The sequence below is a fragment of the Parvibacter caecicola genome, from assembly GCF_003725335.1.
GTDB lineage: Bacteria > Actinomycetota > Coriobacteriia > Coriobacteriales > Eggerthellaceae > Parvibacter > Parvibacter caecicola.
In genome coordinates this window covers 1-13,234 of record NZ_QIBY01000013.1, presented here as the reverse complement: position 1 = coordinate 13,234, position 13,234 = coordinate 1, and the positions used below count along the sequence as shown (strand labels likewise).

Sequence of the window (13,234 nt, the reverse complement as noted above, 5' to 3'; positions counted from 1 at the left end):
CGAAATGAGCAATCCCTTCAATCCCGGAGCTGGGCGCAAGCCCCCTTATTTGGCGGGCCGCGATGACATTGTCCGCTCCATTGAGCAAGACATGACAAGGGTTTACGACGATGCCGAGGGAATGCGTCCTATCGTCATTTCGGGCCTTCGCGGAATGGGCAAAACGGTGCTGTTGCGTGCCCTGTACGATTTTGCAAACCAGCGCGGATGGGTGGTGGTTTGGGCCGAAGCTTCCAAAGACGAGTCGCTGTCTAAAAAGCTGGCGCAGTCGATATATGTCGAGCTGCGCAAGTTGCGTAGCTCCGAGAAACTTGCGGGGAGGGCCTTCGAACATGCCCTGGCGGTCCTGAAGTCCTTCCAGCTCAAAATCGATCCCGCCGGGGCGTGCTCCTTCGGCATCGACGTCTCTCCTGCGAAAGGCTATGCGGATTCCGGCGACCTTTCCTTGGACCTGCAAGACCTTCTGGAGGCTTTGGGGGGAGCTGCGAGGGAGGCGGGGACGGCTGTGCTCATCTGCGTGGATGAGCTGCAGGAAGCCCCAATTGAAGACTTGCGGCCCTTGAACATGGCGCTTCACAGCATCGGGCAAAGTTTCAGCCCGGTTCCCGTTTTCTTTGTGGGAGCAGGGCTGCCCACGCTGCCCTCGGTCCTTGCCGACGCCTCCAGTTATGCCGAGCGACTGTACCGCTATTACACGCTCGATCCGCTAAGCGATAAATCCTCGGGGAAGGCGCTCGTGGAGCCCGTTGCCGGCCAGGGTATGGCGTGGAGCCCTGAAGCGCTGGGTCTTGTGGTTCAGGAGGCGGCAGGATACCCATACTTTATTCAGCAATGCGGCTTTAGCATCTGCGAGCAGGTGGATGGGCCCATCGAGCTTACCATGGTGGAGACTTTGGCAGGAATTGAACTGGCTCGTGAAGAGCTGAGCCGCGGGCTTTACCGCTCTCGATGGGGGAGGGCCACCGCCCAAGGCAAGGAGTTCATGCGAGCAATGGCTCAGGACGAGGGGCCGTCAAAAATCAGCGAAATTGCCAGACGAATGGGAAAAGGGGACCCATCTTCTCTGTCCGTGCTGCGGGATCGCCTGATCAAAGATGGCCTCATCTACTCTCCCGAGCGCGGGCTTGTGGCGTTTACGGTCCCCGGGATGGACGGTTTCATAAATCGCTGCGGCGAGGTGGACTAGCCGTAGCGAAGGGAAACCGAGTGCAACCAGGGTTTTCCGTGCGAAGCCCATTGATTTGAAAAATGCTGATTCGTGTCCCTTTTCAGGTACACATGCGAGCTTCCGAGTCGCTAAACTGCTGCGTTGAACCATTCACAGCCTTGCTACGGTGAAGGAGTTTTCTTATGAACGAGATAAAGTGCCCCCACTGCGGGCAGGTGTTCACCATCGACGAATCCGGCTACGCCGCGCTGCTGCAGCAGGTGCGCGACGCCGAGTTCCAAAAGGAGGTGGGCGAGCGCCAGAAGATGCTGGAACAGCAGCGGCTTCAGGAACTGCAGCTGGCGAAAAGCGAAGCGGAGGGGCGCCTGCAGAAAGAGATGGCGGCGCGCGACACCTCCATCGCGCAGCTGCAGGAGCAGCTGAAGGGCCAGAAGCAGGCGGCAGAGGCGGCGCTTCGCCAGGCCAACGAGGCAGCGCAGGCGCAGGTGCGTCAACTGCAAGAGCAGGCGCAGGCGCAACGGCAGATGAGCCAGGCGGAGTACGAGCGGCAGTTGGCAGAGGCCCAGGCGGCCGACAAGGCCCGCATCGCCCAGCTGGAGCAGGCGGCGGCCGCCCAGGCGCAGCAGGCGAAAGCCGAGCGTCAACTGGCGGTGCGCGAGGCGCAAGATGCGGCGGCCGGCGAAGCGGAGAAGCTGCGCGCACAGTTGCAGCAGGCTCAATCGGACAAAGAGCTGGCGGTGGCCGAAGCGCGTGCCCAGGCGGAGAAGGAGCGGGACGTGCTGTCGGCCCAACTGCAGCAGGCAGAAGCGAAGCAGCAGCTGGAGCTGGCATCGGTGCGCGGGCAGCTGGAGCGGGAACGGGACGACCTGGCGGCTCAAGTGAAGGTGGTACAGGCGGAAAAGCAGCAGATGGAGGCCACTGCGGCCGCGCAGCTGGCGGCCGAGCTGAAGGCCCGCGACGAGATGATTCGCATGAAGGACGAGGAAATCGCCCGCGTGAAAGACATGAAGGCGCGGCTGTCCACCAAGATGGTGGGGGAGAGCCTGGAGCGCCACTGCGAAACCGAATTCAATCGCCTGCGGGCGGCCGCCTTCCCCCGCGCCTACTTCGAGAAGGACAACGCGGTGGCCGACGGCACCAAGGGCGACTACATCTTCCGGGAAACCGACAACGATGGGCTTGAGGTGGTGTCCATCATGTTCGAAATGAAGAACGAGTCGGATGAAAGCGTGAACCGCCACAAGAACGAAGACTTCCTGAAGAAGCTGGACGCCGACCGCAAGAAAAAGGGCTGCGAATACGCGGTGCTGGTAACCATGCTAGAGCCGGAAAACGAGCTGTACAACGAGGGCATTGTGGACATGAGCTATCGCTACCCGAAGATGTACGTCATCCGCCCGCAGTTCTTCATCCCCATCATCTCCATCCTGCGCAACGCCGCGCTGAACGCCCAGGCCTACAAGGCCGAGCTGGCGCAGGTGCGGGCCCAGAACATCGACATCACCCATTTCGAGGAGCAGATGGAGGACTTCAAGGCGAAGTTCGGCCGAAATTACGAACTTGCCAGCCGCAAATTCGCCACCGCCATCGAGGAAATAGACAAGACCATCGATCACCTGCAGAAAACCAAGGATGCGCTGCTGTCCAGCGATAGGAACCTGCGCCTGGCTAACGACAAGGCGCAAGACCTCACCATTAAGCGCCTCACCAGGAAAAACCCCACCATGGCCGCCAAGTTCGCCGAGCTGGAAAAAGCCAAACAGGCCGACGAGGTCCCCGCAGATGACGAGGAAGCGTGACAAGGGACTAGGCTGGCAGGGGGACGGGGGTGATGCCGTGCCGCTAGCCGCGGTGCACCATTATCAGCAGCTCGTTTTGGGTGTGGATGTCCAGCTTGGCGTACACGTTGCGCATGTGGGTTTTCACCGTGGAGGTGCTCACCGTCAGTTCCTCGGCAATGGCGCCCGCAGTCATGCCGCGGGCCAGCAGCTGCAAAATTTCCCGCTCGCGGCCGGTGAGGCCGTGGCTGCGGGCGATGGTGTCGCAGGAGAGGGCCACACGCTCCTCTTCGGAAAGAGGGGGCTCTTCGGCTGCTGGCTCGCCGGGCGCCCTGTGCGTTTCGGCGGGGGCGGACCCCTGGAGTACCTGGTTTGCCGGTGTTCCGATGGCGCCGCTGATAGCGGCTCTGCTCAGACGTGCCGCCCTCGTCCCATCGTCCGAACCAGTGCCCGCCCCGAGGCCGGCCATTTCGTCGTGGGGTACGTTGCCGTTCAAAATCATCCCGGTTACCAGTGCCGCGCCAGCTAACAGGATGGCCCCCAGTACAGCTGCCGAGTAGGCGGACTGGGCAAGTTGCCCGGCCGCCAAGATGGTGACGCCCCGCCCGAAGGAATATAGGGCTGATGCGATAGCAGCCACGGCCAAAGATGACCGTTGGGCCGGCACGAGGAAAGGTGCCAGAAACACGAGGAAAAGTGCCGTTTTTTGGGCGACGTTAAGCGGAACGATGTAAAGGCCGGGCATCATACCGCTAAACATGGTGCTCACGTACAGGGTGACGCCCAACAGGAACAAGATAAACATGTTATACAGCTCGAGTTTCTTCGGGCCCCAGAAGTAAGAAATGAGAAGTAGCAGAAACGCGCCTGCTAGGGCGGTTCCCAGTCCGGCGGCCATCTGTATGACGAGTGAAGTGCCGCCGCCGTCCTGGAAGGGCACCCATGCGTAGTGGATGAAGCCGAACGAGAACGTGTAGAGAGGCAACGGCGCCAGAAAAATGAGGACGAGGCCACGGGAGTACGGCCCCGGCTCTTTTAGTGCGTTCCGACGGCGGCTGCCATTGCTGCCCAGCGATCCACCCATTGGGGCATCGAATGAGTCCTGCTTGTCTTTGAACCAATACAGGCAGGCGGCGGAGAACAGCGGAATCATGGCAACCAGAACCATAACGGCATCTTGTTTTATAAAGGCGGAAAAGCAGTTCAGCCCTCCCGTCATTGCCAACGCCAGCGCCAGGATTACGGCATATTGTCGTCCTCTGAAGGGAATCAGCGCTTCTACCCAGCATAGGCTGAGAAGCGATTTTGCCATCCCGCTCAGCACCATGGCGATTAGGCAGATTTGGCTGGGGGGCGAAAACGTGATTTCAGACATGAGCAGCAAACTGCCGGATAGCAGTCCGGCGATGGCAAAACCCGCCAAAGGGTGTCGATGGATGCGAAGACTGGGCCGCGCCCGGTAGCACAGTGCTAAAGCGACAAGGACAGCTACGGATGCAAACTGGGAAACTGAATTCATGACCGAAGGACTAGGCACGTTCTGGAAAGATGCCATTCGGTTCGCTTCAAACGCATAAATCGCCAGGGCGACGCCCATCGCTGCGATGGCGGTGCCGGGAATATCCTCGCCTACTTTTCGAACAATGCCCCTCACGGTGCTTGCAGCCATTTTTCCCTCCCCTCGGGCATGAGGTAACTATAACTGATGTGGTGGGCCATTGAAAGGAGCTCATCCAGCTGAGGGCTACGGTTGTCCAGCTGAGGGCTACGGTTGAACTGCGCAAATGTAAAAAATCATACGAGAGTATGAGGCCGTCTTCGTCAAAATTCATCCTCGGCTCACGCTGCACTCGCCCCCGATTTCCCTCTTCCGAACGATTGGCGCCCACCCGCACTCTCCGTAGAGTTGCCTTAGCGCCCACGCAATGGGCGTGGCAAACAATAGGAGAGGAGTGGGAATGGGAATGAAACTCAATACCACGCGCCGCAGCTTTTTGAAGCTGTCGGCGGCCGTAGCGGGAAGTGCGGCCTTGGTGGGCTCTTCCGCCATGCAGCCAGGCGCGGCAATGGCAGAAGGCGCAAATCCGGGCGCCGGCGATATCAAGCGCGTGCGCACCGCTTGTCGCGGTTGCGGCAAGATGGAGTGTGGCGTATGGGTGACGGTGCAAAATGGACGCGCTATAAAAATCGAAGGCGATGAGAGTGCCTACCAGTCTAACGGCAACTGCTGCACAAAAAGCCAGGCGTCCATCCAGGCCGCCTATCACCCCGACCGCCTTCTTTATCCGCTGAAGAGAACGAAGCCTAAAGGGGAAGAGCCGGGCTGGCAGCGCATCAGCTGGGACGAGGCCATCAAAACTTGCCACGAAAAGCTGACGGAAGTACAGGGGAAGTACGGCGGAGAGGGCGTCATGCACATGACTGGCACCTCCCGATTCTGGGGAATGCGCGGCGGTCCTCTTGCCAGCCTTTACGGTGCGGTCAACGGCCATGGCGCAGCTCAGATTTGCAAGGGCATCCGCCGCGACGCCGGTTCCCTCACCATTGAAAACGGTATTTTTTTCAATGAAACCGTGGGCTTTCCCAAGGTCTATGTGCAATGGGGCACCGGTCCGTCTATTTCCAACTATGACGACACCTGCCGCACTATTACCGAAGTGATTGCCCGCAGTGAGAAGTACATCCTCATCGACCCGCGTCTGAACAACGAGGGTCATGAGGCCGACATCCATCTGGCCCTGCGTCCCGGTACCGACGGCGCTATGGCCTTGGGTTGGACTCATCTGGTGATGAAGAACGGCTGGGAAGATCACGAGTTCTGTACCCGCTGGTCCAACGGCCCCTACCTGTATTGCGAAGAACTGGACATCAACGATCAGCCTTTCCATACCGGCAAGTTCACCAGGGGGAACGGGCTTGATGTAAAGACGCGCCTGCTGCGCGAGTGCGACCTGGTGGAAGGCGGCAGCGTGTCCCGCTTCATGGTGTGGGATAGCTTGGCCAACAATGGCGAGGGCGGCCTTACTTATTTTGACGCTGATGAGAAGATTGGTCTGTGGGAAGGGGAGAAGGAGCATCACAAGCCCACTACCTTTACCGATTACGTACGCCCCTCCGGCGATATCCGTGGTGACGGGTCCGACGGCGATGTGTCCGGCCGCATCCCCGACCCCACTCAGTTCGAGATAGAGCGCGAGCCGGAGCTGTGGTACGAAGGGGAGGTGACCCTGAAAGACGGCCGCACCGTGAAGGTGAAGAGCGTGTGGAAGAAGTACTGGGATGATGTGGTGTCCAAGTACACCCCTGAATACACCGGCGAGATTTGCGATGTGGACCCGAAGCTCATTGAGGAGGCTGTGGAGGCCTGGGCCGGCCAGCGCTTCGATCCCCGTTTCTCCAACGGTGGCCTGCATTACCAGCTGGCACCAGAGCAGGCGGGCAACTCGATGCAGAACTTCCGCGCTCTGGGTATCCTGTCCGCTATGGTGGGTGCTTACGACACTCCGGCCGGCAATCGCGGCATGACCCGCGTGCCGATTAACGCTGGCGGTGTGGCCATACCGGCCAATGAAGTTGCTGCAGCGAAGAAAAAGAAGGATCCCAACGAGCCTTTCGTGGAGCAGTTCGACAAGAAGGCGAACATCGCTTGCGCCGAAGAGTTCCCGCTTACCCGGTGGACCGCTCGTACGGACGCTAAAAGCTGCTGGGTGGCGGCACTGGAAAGCAAACCGTATCCCATCAAGGGCTGTGTGGCTGTTACGGGAAACTTCATGAATCAATCGAATGCCACTTATGCATGGAACGCCCTGAAGAGCCTGGACTTCTTCGTGGACATGGACCTGTGGCACGCCCCCATGACTGAGTTGGCTGACATCAAGCTGCCGGCCCAGCACTGGCTGGAGATTCCCGGATTCGCGCGTATTTCCCAGGGTGCCCACGGCGCTTTTGGCGCCAACGTTAACTGCATTGCCCCTCCTGGCGAAGCCAAGTTCGAAATCGAAGTGGCGCAGATGTGGTTCAAGGAGGCGGGCAAGCCCTTCTATGACCCCGAAACCGGAGACGCCTGGGGTCCGGTTACTCGCTACATGGATCATGTGATCAAGGATACGGGCATGAACCATGAGGAGTTCCTCGATAAGTTTGCCAAGCATGGATGGTTCCGGGCAAAAGATGAGTACCCGGAGATTTGGGGCACCTACAAGCGCTATGAAACCGGAGAGCTGCGCCAGGTGGACGGTATGGTGTACAAAGAGGGCGATCACATGCCCGGCATGCCCGTCCCTTGCATGAAGATGGAAATCTGGTCCACCATCATGGAAACTTATCTCAGCCCCGAAACCAAGGGCCTGCCGGAGCGTCTTAAGGGCCTCGCCCCTTCGGAAATCTGCCTGCCGGAGTACAAAGAGCCGCCGCTGTCGCCGGTGTCCACGCCGGAGCTGATGGAAGAGTATCCTTTCAACATGACCACCGGCCGCCGCAATCCGGTGTACTTTCACTCCGAGCATCGGCAGTTGCCCTGGTGCCGCGAGCAGTGGCCTGTGCCTCGCGTGGAAATCAACCCCGCCGATGCCGAGAAGCTGGGCATTCAGCAGGGCGATTGGGTGTGGATTGAGTCTAAGGACGGCAAGATTCGCGAAGTTGCCGATCTGTATCACGGCGTCAAGCCCGGCGTCATCAACACTGAGCATACCTGGTGGCTGCCGGAATTCTCCGCTCCCACCCATGGCTGGGAACTGGTGTGCATCAATGCCTTGGTGGACAAAGAGGCGCAGGACCCCTATACCGGCTCGTCGCAGCTGCGCGCCTATCCGGTGAAGATTTACAAGGCCACGCCCGAGAACAGCCCGTTTGGCAACCCGTGCCCCTGCGACGTGGACGGTACCCCCTGCATCTCCGATGCCTCCGACCCGCGCCTGAAGGCATGGCTGCCCACCTATGAGGGAAGGGACTAAACCATGACCCAGTATGCCATCATTACCGACCTGAACAAATGCGTCGGCTGCCTCTCCTGTAGCGTGGCCTGCAAAGCAGTAAACGAGGTGCCCATTGGCAACTTCTGGAACAAGGTGCTGCGCGTGGGGCCGAACCCCAAGTACGAAGGCGCCATCGTGCCCGATGTGGAGATGTACTTTTTGCCCATCACCTGCCAGCACTGCGCCGACGCCCCCTGCGTGAGCGTGTGCCCCACCGAGGCCAGCCACAAGCTCGAAGACGGCACCGTGCAGATCGACAAGGAGAAGTGCATCGGCTGCCAGTTCTGCGCCATGGCCTGCCCTTACGGCGTGCGCTACCTGAACGAGGAAGAGCGCGTGGTGGAGAAATGCACCATGTGCGAGCAGAAAACCTCCCAGGGTGAGCTGCCCCAGTGCGTGGCCCAGTGCGGCGCCCGCGCTCGCTTCTTCGGCGATCTGGAGGCCGGCTACGATAGCTTTGTGGCCCCCGGCCGTGTGTTGGAGTACGATGCCACCTACGACGATGTGCACAATGCCCGCGTGAAGATGGTGGAGTGCGTGCGCCCCTTCAGCGACGGCGAGGTGCATCGTCTGCAGGACGTGGGCAACAAGCCTTCCTGCGCCTACATCCTGCGCGAAATGACCTGGCAAGGCTAGTTCGCCCGCGCAAGTCAAGGCCCTCTCTTCCGAGCGCCCGACCCCATCCCAGGGGCCGGGCGCTCGCCTTGTTAGGGCAAGTTTCGGGATTCCGGGCACTGGAAGGAGCGAGCCTTCGGACGGGGGACGCTGTGATCCATGACCGGGGACGGGGATAACGTCATGCCTTCCGCCATCGTAGGGCAGAGATTCTGTCTCTGCCTAAGCGTTTCTGGGGGATGGGCCGGTTGGGCGGGGCTGCGCTCGACGCTCCGTACGAGGGGAACTAACTCGCCCTGCGGGCGAGTGGATTTCCCCTCTACTCCGCTTAGCCGGACCTCGCTCCGCCCCGCCCAACCGGCCCAGCCACAATACGTTGGGGGAAGGGGAGGGCTTAGACAAAAGAAGAGCCCGGCGCTTGAGGGGGGGATGCGCCGGGCTAAGAGGAGGGTCGCAACCTCTGGGGTTGCGTACTGCTTGAAAGCAGTTCGTTGCGTTTGAGGGGGGGGGATTCGCAACGACAAGCATATATTACAGAAAGGATTATTCTTCAGAAATAGGTATTGACAAACTGGCAAGGAACGGCATGTTATGGCGGGTAAACGGTATTTCCCCAGCCCAAACGTCCTGTTAACCACAGCTAACGGCCTTCAGGTTTTCCTAAGATTTGCCCGTGAATGGGAGCGGGATTTCGGAATGACGATTGCAACCGATGACCTGATTGATTCAACGTAACGCTGGGCTGCCCTTTGTGCCGTTGCCGCTCCGGCGTTGAGGGTCGCAGCTTAGCGCCCGCCAGTCGCGCTGGGTCCCGCAGAGCGCGCCAAGCGCCGCGCGCGGCCGTGCGCGTGACGGGTCGGTGGCGGCGGCGCCGGTTGCGCTATCATAAACGCACCAACCAAGGAGGGAATCATGCCCGACATCCAACTTCGCTTCCATCAAGATGTGCTGGTGCTCTCGGCCCCGCCGGCCCCGGCCCTGCAGCGCATCGGCATTGCCGACGGGCGCGACCAGCAGCTGGCCTTGCTGCTAGAGCCGGAAACCGTGGAAGACGCCTACCAGCTGGAGGTGGCGGCCGGGCCGCAGGTGTTGTGCGCTCTCACCCAGGCCCTTTCGCCCATCCAACTGACCAAAGCGGGCATGGAGGGCGAAGGGGAGGCGCTGGCCAACCGCGCTCTTTCCATCGTGCGCAGCTTCAAGCCGCAGCATGTGATAGCCCCGGTTTCCCCGTGCGGGCTGCCGCTGGACCCGTGGAGCGCCGCGTCGCTGAAGGAAAATCGCAGCCAGTACGTGCGGGTGGCGAAGCTGCTGAAGCAGCAAGAATACGATGCCATTTTGCTGGACTCGTTCGAGGGCCTGGCCGATTTGAAGTGCGCCCTGATGGGGGTGCGCACCATTACCGATGCGCCGGTGATTGCCCTGGTGAAGGTGGGGGCCGATGGCATGCTGGCCGATGGCCGCAGCCGTTTGGCCGAGGCCTGCGAAGTGATGGCCGACCTCCAGGCCAGCGTGGCCGGGTTCGCTACCGAAGCCGCGCCAGAGGAGGCGCTGGCACTGGCCCGCGAGGCGCTGGAGGTGTGCGGTCTGCCGCTGCTGGTGCAGTTGGACGTGCGCCAGCGCGACGGCGCCCAGATGAAGCCCACGGCGGAGAATCCCTACTACTGCCCCGACACCATGGTGGACGCGGCGCTTGCGTTGCAGGCGGCGGGGGTGCAGTTCCTGCGCGCCGGCGGCGACGCCACTCCGGCCTATACCGGGGCGCTGGTGGCTGCGGTGTCCAACATGTCCGTGGCGCGGGCGGTGGCGGAAGGCGAAGTTGCGGCGGATGGCGCGGAAGGCGAACCGCCGCTGGAAGCGCTGCTGACCGGCGCCGTTGCGGCGGGGCAGCCGACTGGCGGGGAAGATGAAGTTGAGGCGTCTTCCCGGCGAAGCGCCGGTGCGTCGGGTTGCCCGGCTGAGGCTGGCGGCCAGGCTGGTGCACCATCCGCTTCCAGCCATCCTGCGGCGCAGGAAGACCTGCTGGAGCAGTTGATGGCGCAGGGGAAAGCGGCGGTGCAGGCGGCGCTGGGCAAGCGCACCGGCGCCTCGCCCGACATCGTGGTGGAGGACGATGACGCAACGCCCCAGGTGGAAGCCTTGTGCGGCGAATATGCCTGCCTGGTGGAGCCGCCCGCTGCACCAGCGGATCCCCAGCCTGCTTCGGCCGGGGAGCCGTCGGCCCCCGAGGCCTTTGTGGTGGCGGCCGTGGCCGATGGCGCTGCGCATGGGGTGGCGGTGCGGCCTGCCGAGGACGTCGCGTCCGCTGAAGGCGCTGCGTCCGTGGCGGACGCCGCCCCAAGCGAGGACGTCGATTCGCCATACCCCGAAGACGAGGCGGGCCGCTAACATGCCGAACGACCATTCCGGAACCAATTACCAGCGCAGCCCCTATTTCGGCGCGCTGCAATCGATAGTGGACGCGCTGTACGAGGTGGGGGACAGCAAGGAGGAGATCATCGCCGCCATGGTGCGCCCGCCCGAGGTGCGCCGCCTTGACGTGGTGCTGGCGGCGGAAGCGGCCGACCTGCCCGACGACCTCCTGCGCATTGTGCGCTTGCTGCCTCCGGGCAACTACACCCGCGATCGGCTATGCGTGCAGTTGAATTCCGCCATCGCCGGCCACGCGTGGGGCCAGGTGTATGGAACCGTGGCATGACCGGCCATTACGCGGTTTTTCCCGACAGCGATGAAGGGGAAGGGGGCGAAGGCGTCGAGCCTTGGAGCTTCGCCCAGCCCGAGAAGGCCCCTGGCGCGCCCCTGCGCACCACCCCGGCCCTGCAGGGCCTTATGGCCGAAGTCGAAGAGATGCTGCAGCAAACGCCGGGCCGCATTGCCCTGCAGCCGGCGCTTGCTGTGGAGTACGGCCGCTTCTCGCTGCAGCTTTGGGTGACCGACGGCGCAAGCCGCTATGCGGTGAAATCCATTTCCCAGCTGGCCCGTCACGTGGCGGAGGGGGCTACCTACGCCTATGGCAAGAAGCTGGCGTTCGCCCACGGGCTGGCCGCCTTCGACGAGCGCAGCCAGGCGCTGCTGCGATGGTTGCTGGCCGCTTTGGAAGAGGGCGCTTCCCTGGAGGACCCCTTTGGGCAGTCCGGCGATGACGAAGCCGAGCTGCCGGGGCCTGCGGGCCGCCGGTGGCACGGCGGTGCGGATTTGTGGGGCGCGGGCTTCGGCGACGCCCGTGCCAGCGCCTTCGGCCAAAAGCGCTCGGCCGCCGCGCGCGGCCCCCAGCGCACCATGGCGCTTTCCCCGCAGCAGCTGGTGGAATTCCTGAAAACCCAAATTGGCGAATCGTTGCAGCTGAACTGCGAAGACTACTCCCGGTCCCGTTGCGGCGTGGTGGAGGTGCGCCGCGGCGCACCGGCTCAAGAACAGCTGCTGGAGGTGCGCGAAGTTGAAGGCGGCTTCGAGGTTTCGGCGCTGTGGGAATTCAGCGGCGTGGTGGCGCCGGGTGGCTGCGCCCTTCTGGTGGATGACGGGTTCTATGTCACGGATCCCGGCTTTGCTCCGGTGGGTCGGCTGCTGCATGCCCTGCAGGACGCCGGCGGCCAGCTGCGGGTTTCGCGCGAGGACGCGCCGCTGTTCGGCGCCACTTTTCTGCCCGCCCTGCAGCGCGAACTGGGGCTCAATCCCCCTGATGCCCTCCTGCGCTATCGGCCGCAACCGCTGCAGCTGCAGTTTTCCTTCGACGTGATAGACGGCGCCATTCAGGTGGATGCCCAGGCGCTTTACGGCCAGCGGGCCATCGCACTGGCCATCTCGCCGGCAAGCCTGCCCGGCGTCATGGAGCAGGCGCCCGACGGCCAGCCCATCGTGGTGGGCATCGCCGACGAGCCGCCGGCGCTTCGCCAGTGCAATTTCTATCGCCAGAAGGCGGCTGAGGCCCGGGCGCTGCAACTGCTGCTGGCCTACTTTCCCCCGACGGGCGTGCTGCCCCTGGCTGCCGATGGCCCGGCAGCGTCGCTGCTATTCGACGGGCTGGCGCAGTTTCGCCAGATGGGAGAGGTGTTCACCACGCCGGCGTTCAACCGGCTCATTCGGCCGCGCCCTCCCCGCGTGCAGCTGGGGCTCTCGCTGGCCGGCAACCTCATCGCGCTGGACATGGCCGCTGATGATGTGCCGCTGCCCGAGCTGTTTGCCCTCATGGACAGCTATCGGCGCCGCCGCAGCTTCCATCGCCTGAGCGACGGCACCTTCGCCAGCCTGCGCAATTTCGACGACCACGGGTTGTCCCGCCTGATGGCCGATATGGGCATAAGCGCCGAAGATGTGCGGGAGGGGCGGGTGGAACTGCCCACCTACCAGGCGTTCTATCTGGAAAGCCAGCTGGATGGCGTGTACCGCAGCGAGGTTTTTGCGAAATTCGTGCAGCAACTGCGCCAGCCGGACCCCGCGCAGTTGGCGCCGGTGCCCGCCGCGCTGGCCGAGGTGCTGCGGCCTTACCAAGTGGAGGGCTTCCGCTGGCTGCAAACGCTGCGGGCCATGGGCTTCGGCGGCATCCTGGCCGACGAGATGGGCCTGGGCAAAACCCTGCAGGTAATCGCCCTCCTATTAAGTATGTACAGCGAAGGGGAGGAATCCGCCCCCACCTCCAACCCCGCCGGCGAGCCTCCGGCCCCCGACGGTGCCGCCTCGGCCCCCACCGACAGCGCCGTCGGGGG

8 protein-coding genes are annotated in these 13,234 nt (G+C 62.6%); 7 read left to right on the top strand and 1 reads right to left on the bottom strand.

What is annotated here, in order from left to right; all coding sequences use genetic code 11:
* The first annotated feature begins 4 nt into the window (after positions 1–4).
* Both DMP11_RS07560 and DMP11_RS07555 read left to right on the top strand, forming a co-directional pair.
* A complete protein-coding gene (locus DMP11_RS07560; RefSeq protein ID WP_123185889.1) occupies positions 5–1,186 on the top strand; it encodes an ATP-binding protein in 1,182 nt (393 codons plus the stop codon).
* Between the two features lie 164 nt (positions 1,187–1,350).
* Positions 1,351–2,967 carry a DUF2130 domain-containing protein gene (locus DMP11_RS07555; RefSeq protein WP_123185888.1) on the top strand — a complete coding sequence of 539 codons (1,617 nt, stop codon included), beginning with the start codon at positions 1,351–1,353 and terminating at the stop codon, positions 2,965–2,967.
* Positions 2,968–3,010: 43 nt separating this feature from the next.
* Here DMP11_RS07555 and DMP11_RS07550 read toward each other — a convergent pair whose 3' ends face one another.
* Positions 3,011–4,615, bottom strand: a complete 1,605-nt coding sequence (locus DMP11_RS07550) for a helix-turn-helix transcriptional regulator (protein ID WP_123185887.1) — start codon at positions 4,613–4,615, stop codon at positions 3,011–3,013.
* A gap of 289 nt (positions 4,616–4,904) precedes the next feature.
* Between DMP11_RS07550 and DMP11_RS07545 the strand changes: the two genes are divergently transcribed.
* The 5 genes from DMP11_RS07545 to DMP11_RS10420 all read left to right on the top strand — a co-directional run.
* Positions 4,905–7,898: a molybdopterin-containing oxidoreductase family protein gene (locus DMP11_RS07545; protein WP_123185886.1), complete on the top strand. Its 2,994-nt coding sequence runs from the start codon at positions 4,905–4,907 to the stop codon at positions 7,896–7,898.
* Between the two features lie 3 nt (positions 7,899–7,901).
* Positions 7,902–8,555, top strand: coding sequence for a 4Fe-4S dicluster domain-containing protein (locus DMP11_RS07540; RefSeq protein WP_123185885.1), 654 nt, complete (start codon positions 7,902–7,904; stop codon positions 8,553–8,555).
* 891 nt (positions 8,556–9,446) lie between these two features.
* Complete coding sequence (locus DMP11_RS10425; RefSeq protein WP_183621508.1) at positions 9,447–10,919, top strand: homocysteine S-methyltransferase family protein; 1,473 nt, start codon at positions 9,447–9,449, stop codon at positions 10,917–10,919.
* Position 10,920: 1 nt separating this feature from the next.
* The gene (locus DMP11_RS07530; protein ID WP_123185884.1) at positions 10,921–11,229 is read left to right on the top strand and encodes a hypothetical protein; all 309 of its coding nucleotides are present in this window, start codon (positions 10,921–10,923) and stop codon (positions 11,227–11,229) included.
* The coding region (locus DMP11_RS10420) for an SNF2 helicase associated domain-containing protein (protein ID WP_211329087.1) at positions 11,226–13,234 on the top strand (2,009 nt) is incomplete at its 3' end. The genes DMP11_RS07530 and DMP11_RS10420, both read left to right, overlap by 4 nt.